Here is a 14,256-nt window from a genome sequence, read left to right on the forward strand (position 1 = left end):
CTGCGTCAATTCTTGCCAAGAGAGGTTGTAGGTTTGGCCGCTATTTCAGGTTCGATTCAGTTTTATGGTCTTAACTGTAGTAGACACTCATCAACTGTGATGAAACGGAGAATGTCATGAACAGGTTTACAAGGTTAATCGCATGTTCCGTTCTCGTTTCAGCACCCCCTTCTGGTGTTTGCCCAGGGCAACTCCGGGCAAATGCCGCGGGGTGGCATGATGAATCAGGAACAAATGCTGGAGCATCAGGCACAGGGCCAGCGAGGGCGCTGAAATAGCTCACTGACAGGGAGCGTTTATGACTTTTAGAAAATACCCTGGCGACCTGTTGTTGCTAGGGACGCTGCTACTGCCTGTGATTGTCGTTGCGCCAGCGTTGTCTTGGGGTGCTCAAGGCTTGCTGTATTCGCTGGCGGAGCTGGCCGGGGTGTTTGCCCTGTCAGCGTTTCTGCTGGCAGGTATGTTGTCGGCCCGTATTCCCGGTATGGATCCCTGGTTTGGTGGCCTGGTGCGGCTATGGACCATTCACCGCTGGCTGGGGTTCTCGGCCTTTATGCTGGTGATGGCTCATGTGTTGTTGTTGGCACTGGCCACCTTGCCGATGTCTCTTGGCACCAGTGTTGCCACGCTGTTCCCGCCCCTGAGTCATTGGGAGGTCTGGGTTGGCTGGGCCGCCTTCCTCAACATGTTGGTTTTCATCGCGCCCACGCTGGGGTTCATTGGCACTCTGCACTATCAAAACTGGAAACGCCTGCATCTGCTGTCTGCGCCGGCACTGGTGTTGGCGTTGGTGCATACCTTGATGCTTTCAGCTACAGCCTGGGTCTGGTGGTTGCTCTCGGCCCTGGCTTTGGCGGCCATCGCCTGGCGTAAGTTATTGTCACCCCGTCTGGCCAGGAAACCCTATGTGGTAGACGGCATCGACAAACTTGCCCGGGATGTGGTGGAGCTTCGCCTGCGCCCGAAGGGCAAGGGGATTCGCTGGCGGGCTGGTCAGTTTGTGTATCTGACACCGATGGACCGCTCGCTGTTGGCCGGTTATGGGGAAGAACACCCTTACACCATCGCCTCGGGCTCCGGGGATGATGAACTAAAAATCGGCATTAAAGCGGTCGGCGATGCCACTCGGGCGTTGCTGGACATCAAGCCGGGGGCAGAGGTGCGAATCGAAGGCCCTTACGGGACCTTTTTTGAGAATGCGGCTTTGGCGCAGAAGGGTACTGGCCTGCCAGGTGAGCCGCGCAAGCAACTGTGGTTGGCCGGCGGTATCGGCATTACGCCGTTTGTTGCTGGCGCCCGGGACAGGGTCGGGAACACTGTGGCTCAGGGGCCAGATGCCTGTTTGTTCTACCTGGCCAACCGGCCGGAACGAGCCTATTACCTGGACGAGCTGGTCCGCATTGCCGAGGCCTGTGATGGCTTTGAGGTTCACACGCACTACATGAACGAACACGGCGTGATCACCCGGGATTATCTGGCCGAGCGCTGCTCGGATTTCGCCGAACGGGACATCTACCTGTGCGGGCCGCCGGGCATGATCAATCACCTGCAAACCCTGCTCAGGCACGAAGGCGTGCCTGCCCATCGCATTCACACGGAGGCGTTTGATTTCCTATGACCAGCAACCGAATTGCCTATACAGGATTTGTTGCCTTTGTCAGCGTAGTTCTGACATTGGTGGTGGTTAACCTGGTTCAGGGCAACCCCGAACCCACAGCAGGTGGTACCGCTGAGAATGCCGATGGTGAGTCGGTTTTCCGGCTCGATGATGTGGCGGAACACAATCATGCCGGCAGCTGTTGGAAGGTGATTAACGGTGTGGTGTACGACCTCACCGAGTACCTGCCGAATCACCCCACCGAGGAAGAGGTCTTCACCCGCTGGTGCGGTAAAGAGGCAACGTCGGCCTGGCTCGATAAGGGCAACGGCCGGCCCCACAGCCCTCGGGCCGCAGCCCGGCTGGAGGATTATCGGATAGGTGTGCTTGAAGGCGGCGCCCCGGCACCAGCACCGGTTGAAACCGCAGATTCGGCTACACAGCCCGCCACTGGCGATGACCGCCTTGGGCGAATGCTGTTGGGTTTGGCACCGGGTAATTATCTTGATGGCACCTACCGTGGCAACTTTATCGACCGTGGGCTGATTCAGGTAAGCCTGCAGTTCCGGCTTGAAGGCGGGCGAATCAAGGGAATGTCCTACCGGCACCTGTTCTATCGGGATGAAGACTATTTGAAGATGGACAGTTCCGCCGAGCTTTACCCGGTTTTGCGTCAGTATCAGCAGATCACGGAGCGCCTGGAGGGCGAGCCGATGGAGGCAATTTTCCGGTTGTATGAGCCAGAGAACGTGGTGGATGATATTGACGGCTACACCGGCGCAACGCTTCGTGGAGCCAAGGTGATCAGTGCTTTTCGCGATGGTCTGAACCGGGGCGTCTACAGCTGGTAAGCCGGTAGTAGTGGGCAGGTGACTGGGCTGCCTGCGGGGCTTGTTTTCCGGCCGGCGGGCAGACTGTGTTAGGCTTTTGGGAACTTTAACAGGGAGTTAGCGAACCAAGACCCTGTTGAACCCCGGGACAGGAGACCCTATGCAGTCAGCGCCATCGTTACCCGCCCTCAGTTTGTTGCTTCGTGGCGCTGCGTTATTGGTGGTTTGGTGGGCGCTAACGCTCGGTGAAACGTCTGCCCTGGGTTTTGGCCTGGGGGTGACCGCCCTCGTGGCCTGGCTGTCGGTACGCCTGTTTCCCCCATCCGGCTATCGCCTCCAGCCCCTTGGGCTGCTGTCGTTTCTCGGTTACTTTCTCACCCGCTCGGTGGTGGCCGGGCTGGATGTCGCGCGGCGCTTGCTGTCACCCGCCTTGCCGGTTCACCCGGGTGAAATCACCCTGACCCTTTACTTGCCCGAGGGCAGCCCTCGCTGGCTGCTGGCCAACACCCTGTCCCTTATGCCCGGTACCCTGAGCGCTTTGCTTGAGGGCGATCAATTGACCCTGCACTGCCTGGATACCCGAGAGCCAGTAGAGCAGGACGTGCGGGAGACTGAGCGGCAGGTGGCGCGGGTTTTCGGACTCTCCCTGAACGACATCGGGAGGACGGTACGGTGACCCTGATACTCAATGCCGTTGCGGCCTTCCTGTTGCTGACCCTGTTGATTGCCCTGATCCGCATCTGGAGGGGGCCGGCCCCGGCGGACCGGATGTTGGCGTCGCAACTGTTCGGCACAACCGGTGTGGCCCTGTTACTGGTGCTGTCCTACGCCCAATCCATGCCCGCACTGATGGATGTGGCGCTGACACTGGCGGTGTTGTCGGTACTCGCGATCGTGGCGTTTGTGACCCGGGTGGTGCGCATCGAACAGCCCTTGGGTGATGACGGAGGCCGCCATGATTGATTCAGCCATGTTTGCGGTTCAGGTGGTGTTGTTGGTTCTCGGTTGTCTGTTTTTTGCTGTGGGCACCCTCGGCCTGTTCCGATTCTCCGACACCCTGACCCGTATCCATGCCCTGACCAAGGTGGACAACCTCGGGTTGGGCTTTATTATACTGGCGCTTTTGCCACTGGCGCCGTCGCTGGCGGGTGGCGTAAAAATGGTATTGATCTGGGCCGCAGCTCTGGCTGCCAGCGCAACGTCTGCGCACCTGATCGCCCGCGCCGTTCATGTGCGCCCGAAGCATTCCGCGGTTCAGGAGGCAGCTGATGATTGACTGGCTGGTGGACTCCATCTTGGTGCTGGCGCTGTTGTCGACCGCGATCGGGGTGTTGTGGTCTGCAAACCTGTTTCGGGCGGTGGTGATGTTTATCGCCTTTGGCCTGCTGATGGCGCTGGCCTGGGTTCGCCTTCAGGCGCCGGACATTGCCCTGGCAGAAGCCGCCATCGGTGCCGGCCTGACCGGCGTGTTGCTGCTGGATGCGGCCAGGCATTTGGGCTATAACCGGCGTTGCGGTGGTGAAGGCAATGACCAGGGTGGGGCGTCGGGATGATGCGTTTTTTTGGCGTTACCGTCCTCGCCGCCGTGTGTCTGGCCTTTGCCGGTGCCTTGATGATCACGGTCTGGCACATTTCTGGTACCCAGGCGCCGGTCGACCTGCCCGGACTGCTGGTGGAGAACCTGGAGGCCAGTGGGGTAGAGCATCCGATCACCGCTGTGCTGTTGAACTTTCGCAGTTACGACACGCTGCTTGAGATCGGCGTGTTGGTCATCGCCGGGATTGCGGGTATCTCCATGGCGAAAACGACGTCCCTGGAAGATCCTCTCCTGCGCACTTCAGATCCCTTGTTGTATGCCCTGCAGCGCTGGTTTGTGCCGCTGATGCTGGTACTTGCCGGCTACCTGTTGTGGGCGGGTTCCGACCGCCCCGGGGGAGCGTTCCAGGCCGGAGCCGTGTTGGCGGCATCGGGCGTGATGATGCGCCTTGGCGGGATCCCCATGGAGTTTCTGCGCCCCGGCGTGTTGTTGCGTTTGGGGCTGGCCCTGGGCTTTTCCGTATTCCTTCTGGTGGCGGTGGCCAGTGCCCTGGCCGGCGATGCGTTCCTGGCGTACCCGGAAGCCTTTAACAAACCTCTGATCCTGGTCATCGAAACCGTGCTTACGTTCTCCATTGCGATGGTATTGCTGGCTCTGTTTGTGTCGGCACCGGTTAACGGCGCTGAAGAGCCGGAAGAAGGTGAGCGCGGATGACCTCGGCCCTGTTGTATGCATTCGCTGGCGTTGCCTTATGTGGTATTGGCCTGTTCGGGTTTTTGCGCCTGCAGCACCTGCTGCGCAAGTTGATGGCGTTCAACCTGATCGGTTCCGGCGTATTCCTGATCATGGTGGGCCTGGCCCAGCGCAATGGTCAGCCAGATCCTGTGCCCCAGGCCCTGGTGCTCACGGGCATTGTGGTGGCTATTGCAGCGACGGCACTGGCTGTGGTGTTAATCCGCCGGTACTACCATTTGTCAGGCCAGACTACGCTGGCTGAGCCGGCCCGGGAAAATGCCAGGCCCAAGGCTCGGGCTGTGAACCGGGAGGGTGCTCCCGAATGACCTTGTGGTTAATGGCGGGATTGTTGTTCACACCCCTGGCCTGGGCGGTGCTGACCCTGTTGCTGGATTTCAGCAAAGGCCGGGTGGTGACCTGGCTTGGAATCCTGGTGCAGGTGTTGGTGTCTCTGGGCTTGTGGGCCGCCGTGGCCAGCGACGGCGGGTTTCTTTACCTGCTTGGCGGTTGGCAGGCGCCCCTGGGCATTGAGCTGCGGGTGGATGGCCTGGCGGTAACCTTTGTGTTGCTGACGGCCCTGGTCGCGGCCGCTTGCGGCTGGCACGCGAGCATCTACCTGGACCCTGGCAAGCCGTGGCACCGGTATTTCTGGCCGCTGTTCTGGTTTCTGTGGGCCGGGCTGAATGCGGTCTGGCTGGGCGGCGATCTGTTCAATCTGTATGTGGGGCTGGAGCTGATCAGCCTTGCCGCCGTGGGGCTGGTGGCGTTGGGCGGCCAGGCGGACGCACTCAGGGCTGCCATTCGCTACCTGATGGCGGCTTTGCTGGGTTCCCTGGCGTACCTGCTTGGTGTGGCCCTGATTTACGGCCAGTTTGGCACGCTGTCGCTGGCAGGCGTGACCGAGCTGATGAATAGCGGTGATGTTCAGTCGGGCCTGACCTTCCCGCTGATTCTGATGCTGCTGGGCCTGGCCCTGAAAACCGCGCTGTTCCCGATGCATGGCTGGTTGCCGCCGGCCCATGGCATCGCCAAGTCGCCGGTCAGTGCGCTGTTGTCTGCGTTAGTGGTCAAAGCCTCGTTCTACATTGCCGCCAGGCTTTGGCTGGAACTGGGAGGCGACCTGGGTGGCTATGCCCTGGCTCAGTTGATAGGCGTGTTGGGTAGTTTGGCGGTTATCTGGGGTAGCTGGCTGGCGTTCCGGCAGGCCAAACTGAAACAGGTGGTTGCCTATTCCTCCGTGGCGCAGATTGGCTATCTGTTTTTGCTGTTCCCACTCACCTGGGGCGTCACCGACGCCATATCCCAGCAGGCGCAACAGGGCATTACCCTGCAGGTGGTCAGCCATGCCCTGGCCAAGGCCGCGATGTTCCTGGCCGCCGGCAATCTGATCATGTCGGTAGGCAGCAACCGGGTGGATGCCTTGGCGGGTGTCAGCCGGTTCCTGCCGTTCTCGCTGTTTTCTTTCGGGCTGGCCGGGGTGTCGTTGATGGGGCTGCCGCCTACCGGGGGCTTTGCTGCGAAGTGGTTGCTCCTCCAGGCCAGCCTGGCCAGTGGCCAATGGTGGTGGCTGGGGGTTCTGCTGGCGGGTGGTTTGCTTTCTGCCGCCTATGTCTTCCGGGTTTACCGGGCGTCGTTCATTGAAGCGACAGACACGGACCAGTTCTATCACCCGTCCAGGAGCCTGGAGGTGATACCGATGATTCTTGCGTTGCTGTCGCTTGGCCTTGGCCTGGTGGCGGAGCCGGTGTTGTCGGTGATGTCCTTGCCGTTTGAGGGGGGCAGCCGATGACCCTGAGTGTATTAATGCCGGTTTTTGCGCTGATGACTTCGTTGCTGGCGTCGGTGGTTCTGTTCGCTCTGCCGGAGAAAGGGCATCGTCTGAGAACCATCATTAACCTGGCAGCCGCCATTCTGAAGATTGCCCTGGTGGGTGTGATGATCTGGGGTGTGGCCCAGGGGCGCGAGTACGAGGCCGCGTTCACCATGGTACCTGGTGTGGAATTCGTGCTGCGGGCTGATGCGCTGTCGATGTTGTTTGCCGGGTTGTCTGCCCTGCTGTGGTTACTGACCACCATCTATGCCGTTGGCTATCTCGAGGACTCCCCGAACCGGAGCCGGTTCTTCGGGTTTTTCAGTCTGTGTGTCGCCAGCACCATGGGGATTGCCCTGGCGGGCAACCTGTTCACCTTCTTTCTGTTCTACGAAATGCTCACCCTGTCCACCTATCCGCTGGTGGTCCATCGTGGCACGACCAAAGCGCTGCGAGCCGGGCGTAACTACATTATCTACACCCTGACCGGTGGCGCGGTATTGCTGTTTGCCATTGCCTGGCTGCACGGCCTGGTGGGGGATCTCAGGTTCCAGGAAGGGGGCTACTTCTCAGAGATTGACCCCTCCATGCAGGGGCCTCTGACGATCATTTTCGTGCTAATGATTGTCGGACTGGGGGTAAAAGCAGCCCTGGTGCCATTCCACGGCTGGCTGCCCCAGGCAATGGTAGCGCCGGCACCGGTCAGTGCCCTGTTGCATGCCGTGGCGGTGGTGAAAGCTGGTGCCTTTGGCATTATCCGCGTGGTCTTTGAGATCTACGGGTTGGAAGCGGCCAAAGACATTGGGCTGCTGGCCGGGCTTTCGGTCGTGGCAGCCTTCACCATTATCTATGGCTCCACCCGTGCCCTGTACCAGGTTGACTTGAAACGTCGACTGGCGTTTTCAACGGTCAGCCAGGTGTCCTACATCGTGCTGGGGCTGTGCCTGTTCGGGCCCGTGGGCGTTGCCGGTGGCCTGGTGCATCTGGTGCATCAGGGCATCATGAAGATCACCCTGTTTTTCTGTGCCGGTAATTACGCCGAAACCCTCGGAGTGCACCGCATCGATGAACTGGACGGCGCCGGCAAACGCATGCCGGGCACCTCGGTGGCGTTTACCCTGGGCGCCTTTGGCATGATTGGTGCCCCACCGTTGGCGGGGTTTATTACCAAGTGGACCATGGGCAGCGGTGCACTGGCGGTCGGTATGGATTGGGTAGTGGCGGTGCTGGTGATCAGCAGCCTGCTCAATGCGGCGTATTTTCTCCCGATACTGCACCGGCTCTGGTTTGCTGAACAGTGCGAGCCGTGGCCCCACGAGCGCCGTTGGGGGCGCCTTGAAACCAGCGCCTGGCTGCTATGGCCGCCGTTGATTACTGCCGCTCTTATGCTGGTAGCCGGGCTGATTGCCAACCTGCCATTCAGCCCCCTGAGTTGGGCTGAGTTGATTGTGGCAAGGGAGGTGGCGCTGTGATGTTTGCGTCAAACCCCTTGCTGTTGTTGGCGATTATCCTGCCGCTGGCCTCGTTGTTACTGGCGCTGCGGCCCGCTTGGCAGCAGGCTTATCGTTACTGTTTGCCCTTGTTGCCCTTGCCCGCCTTGTTGGCAGGCCTGACATTGGGGCCAGACGCGTCCCTTGAATTGCCGGGGCTGCTGTTAGGCGGCCGGTGGGGGCTGGATGAGCTGCGCCAAGTATTCCTGGTTCTGACGGCAACGCTTTGGCTGGTGGCCGGTGTCTTCGCCGTCGGCTATCTGAAGGTACATTACCTGCGGCGTTTCTGTGTGTTCTGGGCGCTCACCCTGGCCGGGAATCTGGGGCTGGTGATGGCCCAGGATATTGCCAGCTTCTATAGCTTCTTCGCCCTGATGACCTTTGCCGGTTATGGCCTGGTGGTGCACGAGGGAACGGGAGAGGCCAACCACGCGGGGCGCGTCTACCTGGCCATGGCGGTGGTGGGTGAAATGGCCATTCTGTCGGGCCTTCTGATGGCCGCACAACAGGCCGGTAGTGGCTTGTTGGCCGATCTGCCTGCCGCCGTGGCGGAGGCCGACCGGCGCTGGTTGATCATGTTCCTGTTGTTGGCGGGATTCGGGGTGAAGGCGGGCCTGCCACTGCTGCATTTCTGGTTGCCCCTGGCGCACCCGGTCGCGCCGACGCCAGCCAGTGCGGTGCTCAGTGGCGCCATGATCAAAGCCGGCCTGTTGGGTTGGCTGGTCACTTTGCCGTTTGGTGAGGTGTCTTTGCCGGATTGGGGCAATGCGCTGGTGATCCTGGGCGCTGTCGGTTCCCTGGGTGGTGCTGTGCTGGGTGTGCGCCAGCGGCGCCCGAAAACCGTGTTGGCCTATTCCAGCATTAGCCAGATGGGCCTGATGACACTGATGGTGGGCGCAGCGCTGGCCAATACCGAGTATGCGGGCCCGCTGTTTGCGGTGATGGCGCTGTACGTGCTGCATCATGGCCTGGCCAAAGGTAGCTTGTTCCTCTCTACTGCCATGGCGTTGCCGGCGGGACGAGGTGGTCAGTGGCTGTTGTGGCTGTTGATCGCATTGCCGGGGCTGTCGCTGGCGGGGCTGCCGTTTACCAGTGGCGCTGCCAGCAAGCTGGCCATGAAGGAACTGCTCAAGCCGGGCAACTTCGAGTTTGCGATGGCACCCTACCTGCCCATGCTGATGAGTGCGGGTGCCGTGGCCACCATGCTGCTGGTATGGCGTTTTTTGTGGGTGCAGCGGGCAGCTGCCAGTGTTGGCAGCATTCCTGCGTTTATGTGTCTGGGCTGGGGCCTGGCCACGGCTGGCAGTCTGGTACTGTTCTGGTGGTTGCCCTGGCCCGGGGCCGTGCCGGATAAAGCCTGGCTAGCCACCATGGTTCATGAGGCCTGGAGCCTGTTCTGGCCCATTCTGGCGGCCACGGTTATCGCGGCGCTGGCCTGGCGTTCAGTCAAACAGCGATAGCTGGTTGTCCGGCGGCGGCTGGCTTGCCGGTTTCGGCCGTGTTTGATGTGGCCCCTTGCGGCTGCCGTGGCGGTGCAGTACCCGGCCGGTCTCTTCCCGGCTGACGTGTTGTTTTCGGAAGTCTCCCACCGCTTTGCGCGCAGCCCGGGCCGCCTGTTCGTGATCGCACACCGGCGCAATGTAGGTGTTGCCGCCGAATTTCGCTTTCTGGGCGGGCGTCATTAACCAGGGGGTATGGATCATTTCTTCGGGAACCCCGGCCAGCTCCGGAATCCAGCGGCGGATAAACTCGCCGTGCGGGTCCAGCTTCTGGCTTTGCAGCACCGGATTGTAGATGCGCAGGGCGTTGATGCCGGTCAGGCCGGATTGCATCTGGGTCTGGGAATAGTGAATGCCCGGCTCGAAATCGGTAAACAGTCGCGCCAGGTGCAGGGCAGGTTCACGCCAGTGCAACCACAGTTGGTAGCTGGCTACCGCCATCAGCATTGCCCGCATTCGGAAATTGAGCCAGCCAGTGTGTTGCAGGCTGCGCATGCAGGCATCCACCAGAGGCCAACCGGTTTGCCCTTGCTGCCAGCGCTGCAGCCGTTCGGAATCGTTCGGCCCGGTTTTCATGCCCTCCAGTTCCCGGTGCATGGCGCGGAATTCCAGCTCCGGTTCGTCTTCGAGTTTCTGGATAAAATGACAATGCCAGTGCAACCGCGAGCGAAAGCTGGTCAGGCTTTTCTGTTTCCGGGGCAGGGTAGTACGGTGATTGCCGGCAGCCTTGGCCTGTTGGTAAATCTCCCGAAGGCTGACCGTGCCGTAGGCGATATGAGGGCTCAGCCGGGAGCAGGCGCGCACGGCGGTATTGGGGCTGGAAATGTTGTACTGGTAACCCACGCAGCGGCGCTCCAGAAACGACGCCAGTAACGTCTCGCCGCGAATGCTGCCGCCGGTTTGTCGATCCGGGCACCGGTCCGCTGCGGTGGCGCCGGGTTCGATACCGCGCCAAGTTATACCCTGAATGGCGCCGGCAAACGGCACGGAACCAGGTGCCTCAAGTACGGGCTGCTTCATCAGTTCTGTCCAGGCTTTGTCCCATATGTCCCGGTCTTTGAGCCGGCGTACCACCCCGAACTGGTTCCACTCCCTGAACTCTATCTGGTTGTCGGAGCACCACTTTATAACCGCTTTGTCGCGCTCGAAGGTCCATTGCCCGCCGGTTTCCTGATGGCAAAACACGCGCTCAATGGCATGGCTTGCCTTGAGCTCACTCAGGGCTCCGATGACGGTCCCTCGCAGCACCACCAGTTGGTTGCCCGCTTTGCGCAGCTGCTTATCGAGGTCATCCAGGGAATCCTGGATAAAACACCATTGCCGCCCGCTGGTATCCGGTTGCTGCCAGTAGTCGTCTTCAATCACGTACAGTGCAATAACCGGCTCCCCCAGATTGGCGGCAGCCACCAATGGGGCGTGATCGCGGGTGCGCAAATCCCGCTTGAACCAGACCACGGTGGTCATGGTTGCGGGCTCCGATTACGGCGGCACCGTTCGCTGCAATAGCGGACCTGGTCCCAGTCTTTTGCCCATTTCTTGCGCCAGCTGAAGGGGCGCTGGCACACCGGGCAGGTTTTCTCGGGCAAGTGTGGTTTTTTGTGCATTCGCGACTTTTGGTTTTAACTGAATAAATGTGGGCAGATATACGTGACTGAAACGGCAAAGGTTTTGTTATGACCACACTGAACGAAGGCATTCACCCCCCCTCGGTTCTGATCTTTGACTGGCACGGCACTTTGGTGGACACCCACGATGCCATGTTCAGCGCCATGGAAGATATGTTGCCGCAGCTGGAAGATCTGGGGCTGGTGGAAAAGTTGCTGCCGGAGGAGCAATGCCGCACACAGGATGATGCCCGGCTGGTGCGTTACATCCGTATCTTCCGGCGCCTGCATCCGAGGATTCTGGCGGAGCGGCGGGTGTCCAGAACTGATATCTTCAATGCCATCTTCGGTGATAACAAAGCGGCCAAGCTGGTTGCCCACGAAGCCTACAACAACGCTTACCGGAAATATTTTGGCCAGGTGAAGCCATTTCAGCCGGGTGCCTATGAGTATCTGTGTGCGCTGAAAGCCATGGGCATCAAGCTGGCGGTATCGACCAACCGCAACCGGGAGTTTCTGGACAAAGAGCTGCAAACGGTGGATGAGGGCCGATGGCATCATCTGTTCGACGCAACGGTATGCGCTGATGATGTGACCGAGTACAAGCCCGACCCTCAGGTGATTCTCAAAACCCTCGAGAAGCTAGAGCTGGCGGCCGATGCCCGGGCCTGGTATGTGGGCGATAGCTATGTGGATATGCTCACCGCCCACAGTGCCGGGGTGTCCGGCGTGTTCTACAACGGCGCCTGCTGGGAGCCGGAGCGGATTTCGAGCTGGTTTACCTCCCGGGATGCACCGGCGGCGGTGCTCGACAGTTTTGAAGACCTGATGGATTTGCTGGCGTTGCTGGAGCGGGAACAGCCTGAGGCGTTCGCCGCCAGCCCGGCGGAAGTGCGCCCGAAGCCCTTCCCGCCACCCGAACGGCCGGAGCCGCGTATTGAGCCGGATTGGCACCCGGCGGTGGTGAAGCTGATTCGCCCGGCGGTGGTGTTGTTTGACTGGCATGCCACCCTGGTGGACACCCTGGACGCCATGTACCACGCGGTGGACGATATGCTGCCGGATTTCCACACGCTGGGGCTGATGAACCGGATGGTTGCGCCGGAAGACAGCAAAACTCCGGAAGATGCCCGGCTGGTGGCCTATGTACGGGAGTACGCCAAGTTGCACCCCAAGGTAAAGGCAGACCGGAAAATCTCCCGCACTGATATTTTCGAGGTGCTGTTTGGGGAAGATCAGCAAGCCAAGCAGGTTGCCCACAAGGCGTTTAACCATCACTACCGAAATCACTACGGCACGGTGAAGGCCTTTGAGCCGAAAGTCCGGGAAGTATTGGAGGGGTTGCGACGACTGGGCATGCAGGTGGGCGTGATCACCAACCGGGATAGGGAGTTCTTTGAACACGAGCTGGCCGCCGTGGAAGACACCGGTTGGACCCATCTGTTCGATGTGGATGTGTGCGGTGACGACACGCCCCTGAGAAAACCGCACCCGGATCAGTTACTGCTGGCGGTGCAGAAACTGGATTACCCGCCGGACCCGAGCGTGTGGTACGTGGGCGACTCCACCACCGATGTCATTGCCGCGAAGCGGGCGGGTATGACGTCGGTGTTCTTCAACGGTGCCCAGTGGGACTTGCCCTGGCTGAACCGGATTTTTCCGGGCACTCACAAACACCCGGACAAACCGGACGTGGTGGTCAATGATTTTTCCGAGTTCTGGGCTTTGGTGCTGGCCTGTGAGCTGGGGCCGGCCTGAGGGTGTTACTCGGCTACCGGTAACTCCATGGGGACGTGTTCAGAACGAGCCCGCGCCAGCCGTTCGTAGTTGTGCAGCGCCTTTTCGATGGCCAGCCCCATGGCCAGAATACCTTCCAGGCCGTTATTCGGCTCTTTCAGGGGAATGGGCACACTGACGATAATCTGGAACTGGCGGGTAGACGCATCGTAGCGAATGGGTGATATCCACAAATCGGATTTGCGCTCCATACCACGTTCGGTTTCAACGGCAATTTCCTGGAACTTTGGCTCGTCGCCCTGCCAGTAATCGGATGACAGCTGACTCATGGCAACCAATGCGCCCTTGTTGTCGGTCAGCAAAAGTTCCGTTACCAATCCGCCTTGCTCGTCTTGCCACTGCTTCAGGGCCTGAGATGCCGGTAGCCCGAGTATCTCAGAGGCCAAGGGTGTCGGTTGCTCAGGGGCGAGAGCCTGCCAGAGGGTGTCCTGGGTGAGAATCTCTGTGAAGCTGTCGTAGACTGGCCCCTGATGAATTGCCTGAGCCAGATTCAGACGTTGCTCCAGGTCTTGTATGAGCCCCCTGGCTTGCCCTGCTACATGCTGATACTCATCTGCAGACAGCTGCATGTGCTGCTCCATACACGCCGGCAATTGACGGTTGAATCGGGTCAGGACCCCCGGGTGTTCGCTGACAAATCGTCGGTTGAGATAGAGGTGCAGCGGGGCGTAACGAAGGAATTCCCGGTTCAGCGTTTGGCCAAGTGCCAGTGAGTCTTCGCGCAGTGTCTCCATCACCTGTTGATCCATCAGTGCAAGGTCAATTCGTTGGCGTTTCAGCAAAGCCGGTAATTGTTCGGTTGAACTGACGGTCACAAACGGCTCAAAGCCGTTCTGGATGAGCCAGACTTCTTCGTTGCTGCCACCGACAACACCGATTTTTGCAGTTGTCGGGTCAGGGCGTTGGCCAAGGTAAAACCAGTACCATTTTTCCAATGCCACCGGGTGGCTGATATCCGCTGCCTCATCCATATCGGGTGATGGATCTACGGCAAAGTAGCCATCCACGAGTTGACGCTGCAGTGCGAAGCGGGCGCGGTTCTGGGGCATCAGGCGAATGTTTACCTGCGCCCCCGCATGTTCCATGGCGCATCGAACGGTCTCGACCGTTTCCCCGGTCACCTCCGGGCCGCCTGGGATCGGGTTGGCCTGCTGGTAGGGGGGAGAGTCAAATGTATATAAACTGAATGTTTCATGGTCTGCAGCAACTGTCCACGGAATCAAGGTGAACAGTAATCCTGCTGCTATGGGCCTGATAGACATGCCGGACTCCAGCGTCCTTATTGCTGACAATTTGCCGATGGATACAGCATAGCAGTCAACCGGCTTATTTTCTCTTAGCTGTTTTTCCCAGGTAG

The 14,256-nt window shown here is 60.0% G+C and carries 15 protein-coding genes; 12 read left to right on the plus strand and 3 right to left on the minus strand.

Features of this window, described 5'->3' with window-relative positions:
* Positions 1-298 precede the first annotated feature (298 nt).
* The 11 genes from ACZ5Q2_RS08250 to ACZ5Q2_RS08300 all read left to right on the plus strand — a co-directional run bounded on the left by ACZ5Q2_RS08250 (position 299) and on the right by ACZ5Q2_RS08300 (position 9,459).
* Positions 299-1,618, plus strand: coding sequence for a ferredoxin reductase family protein (locus tag ACZ5Q2_RS08250; RefSeq protein ID WP_432210240.1), 1,320 nt, complete (start codon positions 299-301; stop codon positions 1,616-1,618).
* Entirely contained in the window at positions 1,615-2,448 is an 834-nt protein-coding gene (locus ACZ5Q2_RS08255; protein WP_058092659.1) for a cytochrome b5 domain-containing protein, read from the plus strand. Before ACZ5Q2_RS08250 ends, ACZ5Q2_RS08255 begins: the two co-directional genes overlap by 4 nt.
* Before the next feature lie 139 nt (positions 2,449-2,587).
* A complete protein-coding gene (locus ACZ5Q2_RS08260; RefSeq protein ID WP_061333240.1) occupies positions 2,588-3,103 on the plus strand; it encodes a Na+/H+ antiporter subunit E in 516 nt (171 codons plus the stop codon).
* Positions 3,100-3,390 (plus strand): MrpF/PhaF family protein, encoded by a 291-nt coding sequence (locus tag ACZ5Q2_RS08265; protein ID WP_061333239.1) that lies wholly within the window; start codon positions 3,100-3,102, stop codon positions 3,388-3,390. Before ACZ5Q2_RS08260 ends, ACZ5Q2_RS08265 begins: the two co-directional genes overlap by 4 nt.
* On the plus strand, positions 3,383-3,703 hold the full coding sequence (locus ACZ5Q2_RS08270; RefSeq protein ID WP_227510249.1) for a cation:proton antiporter: 321 nt from the start codon (positions 3,383-3,385) through the stop codon (positions 3,701-3,703). Before ACZ5Q2_RS08265 ends, ACZ5Q2_RS08270 begins: the two co-directional genes overlap by 8 nt.
* Positions 3,696-3,980: a Na(+)/H(+) antiporter subunit B gene (locus tag ACZ5Q2_RS08275; protein WP_072676423.1), complete on the plus strand. Its 285-nt coding sequence runs from the start codon at positions 3,696-3,698 to the stop codon at positions 3,978-3,980. Before ACZ5Q2_RS08270 ends, ACZ5Q2_RS08275 begins: the two co-directional genes overlap by 8 nt.
* Positions 3,977-4,678 carry an MnhB domain-containing protein gene (locus ACZ5Q2_RS08280; RefSeq protein ID WP_061333238.1) on the plus strand — a complete coding sequence of 234 codons (702 nt, stop codon included), beginning with the start codon at positions 3,977-3,979 and terminating at the stop codon, positions 4,676-4,678. The genes ACZ5Q2_RS08275 and ACZ5Q2_RS08280 overlap by 4 nt, the downstream gene beginning before the upstream one ends.
* Positions 4,675-5,025 (plus strand): cation:proton antiporter subunit C, encoded by a 351-nt coding sequence (locus tag ACZ5Q2_RS08285; protein ID WP_082780619.1) that lies wholly within the window; start codon positions 4,675-4,677, stop codon positions 5,023-5,025. Before ACZ5Q2_RS08280 ends, ACZ5Q2_RS08285 begins: the two co-directional genes overlap by 4 nt.
* A complete protein-coding gene (locus ACZ5Q2_RS08290) occupies positions 5,022-6,488 on the plus strand; it encodes a complex I subunit 5 family protein (RefSeq protein ID WP_197463868.1) in 1,467 nt (488 codons plus the stop codon). The genes ACZ5Q2_RS08285 and ACZ5Q2_RS08290 overlap by 4 nt, the downstream gene beginning before the upstream one ends.
* Complete coding sequence (locus ACZ5Q2_RS08295) at positions 6,485-7,981, plus strand: complex I subunit 5 family protein (protein ID WP_061333237.1); 1,497 nt, start codon at positions 6,485-6,487, stop codon at positions 7,979-7,981. Before ACZ5Q2_RS08290 ends, ACZ5Q2_RS08295 begins: the two co-directional genes overlap by 4 nt.
* Positions 7,981-9,459: a complex I subunit 5 family protein gene (locus tag ACZ5Q2_RS08300; RefSeq protein WP_061333236.1), complete on the plus strand. Its 1,479-nt coding sequence runs from the start codon at positions 7,981-7,983 to the stop codon at positions 9,457-9,459. Before ACZ5Q2_RS08295 ends, ACZ5Q2_RS08300 begins: the two co-directional genes overlap by 1 nt.
* Here ACZ5Q2_RS08300 and ACZ5Q2_RS08305 read toward each other — a convergent pair.
* Together ACZ5Q2_RS08305 and ACZ5Q2_RS08310 are read right to left on the minus strand one after the other, a co-directional pair.
* Positions 9,442-10,962, minus strand: coding sequence for an FAD-binding domain-containing protein (locus ACZ5Q2_RS08305; RefSeq protein ID WP_061333235.1), 1,521 nt, complete (start codon positions 10,960-10,962; stop codon positions 9,442-9,444). The genes ACZ5Q2_RS08300 and ACZ5Q2_RS08305 overlap by 18 nt on opposite strands.
* The gene (locus ACZ5Q2_RS08310) at positions 10,959-11,102 is read right to left on the minus strand and encodes a DUF2256 domain-containing protein (RefSeq protein WP_432210239.1); all 144 of its coding nucleotides are present in this window, start codon (positions 11,100-11,102) and stop codon (positions 10,959-10,961) included. The genes ACZ5Q2_RS08305 and ACZ5Q2_RS08310 overlap by 4 nt, the downstream gene beginning before the upstream one ends.
* A gap of 69 nt (positions 11,103-11,171) precedes the next feature.
* On the opposite strand from ACZ5Q2_RS08310, the gene ACZ5Q2_RS08315 reads away from it, so the two are divergent.
* Positions 11,172-12,860, plus strand: coding sequence for an HAD family hydrolase (locus tag ACZ5Q2_RS08315; protein WP_374787712.1), 1,689 nt, complete (start codon positions 11,172-11,174; stop codon positions 12,858-12,860).
* A gap of 5 nt (positions 12,861-12,865) precedes the next feature.
* Here ACZ5Q2_RS08315 and ACZ5Q2_RS08320 read toward each other — a convergent pair whose 3' ends face one another.
* Entirely contained in the window at positions 12,866-14,161 is a 1,296-nt protein-coding gene (locus ACZ5Q2_RS08320) for a substrate-binding periplasmic protein (RefSeq protein ID WP_374787711.1), read from the minus strand.
* Between the last annotated feature and the right edge of the window lie 95 nt (positions 14,162-14,256).

The organism is Marinobacter alkaliphilus (assembly GCF_055394375.1).

What these genes read in the sequence shown, in the direction of transcription:
- ACZ5Q2_RS08295 (WP_061333237.1), top strand. Translation starts at nt 6,485, where the DNA reads ATGACCCTGAGTGTATTAATGCCGGTTTTTGCGCTGATGACTTCGTTG.
- ACZ5Q2_RS08255 (WP_058092659.1), top strand. Translation starts at nt 1,615, where the DNA reads ATGACCAGCAACCGAATTGCCTATACAGGATTTGTTGCCTTTGTCAGC.
- ACZ5Q2_RS08270 (WP_227510249.1), top strand. Translation starts at nt 3,383, where the DNA reads ATGATTGATTCAGCCATGTTTGCGGTTCAGGTGGTGTTGTTGGTTCTC.
- ACZ5Q2_RS08275 (WP_072676423.1), top strand. Translation starts at nt 3,696, where the DNA reads ATGATTGACTGGCTGGTGGACTCCATCTTGGTGCTGGCGCTGTTGTCG.
- ACZ5Q2_RS08285 (WP_082780619.1), top strand. Translation starts at nt 4,675, where the DNA reads ATGACCTCGGCCCTGTTGTATGCATTCGCTGGCGTTGCCTTATGTGGT.
- ACZ5Q2_RS08290 (WP_197463868.1), top strand. Translation starts at nt 5,022, where the DNA reads ATGACCTTGTGGTTAATGGCGGGATTGTTGTTCACACCCCTGGCCTGG.
- ACZ5Q2_RS08305 (WP_061333235.1), bottom strand. Translation starts at nt 10,962, where the DNA reads ATGACCACCGTGGTCTGGTTCAAGCGGGATTTGCGCACCCGCGATCAC.
- ACZ5Q2_RS08250 (WP_432210240.1), top strand. Translation starts at nt 299, where the DNA reads ATGACTTTTAGAAAATACCCTGGCGACCTGTTGTTGCTAGGGACGCTG.
- ACZ5Q2_RS08310 (WP_432210239.1), bottom strand. Translation starts at nt 11,102, where the DNA reads ATGCACAAAAAACCACACTTGCCCGAGAAAACCTGCCCGGTGTGCCAG.
- ACZ5Q2_RS08315 (WP_374787712.1), top strand. Translation starts at nt 11,172, where the DNA reads ATGACCACACTGAACGAAGGCATTCACCCCCCCTCGGTTCTGATCTTT.
- ACZ5Q2_RS08280 (WP_061333238.1), top strand. Translation starts at nt 3,977, where the DNA reads ATGATGCGTTTTTTTGGCGTTACCGTCCTCGCCGCCGTGTGTCTGGCC.
- ACZ5Q2_RS08300 (WP_061333236.1), top strand. Translation starts at nt 7,981, where the DNA reads ATGTTTGCGTCAAACCCCTTGCTGTTGTTGGCGATTATCCTGCCGCTG.
- ACZ5Q2_RS08320 (WP_374787711.1), bottom strand. Translation starts at nt 14,161, where the DNA reads ATGTCTATCAGGCCCATAGCAGCAGGATTACTGTTCACCTTGATTCCG.
- ACZ5Q2_RS08260 (WP_061333240.1), top strand. Translation starts at nt 2,588, where the DNA reads ATGCAGTCAGCGCCATCGTTACCCGCCCTCAGTTTGTTGCTTCGTGGC.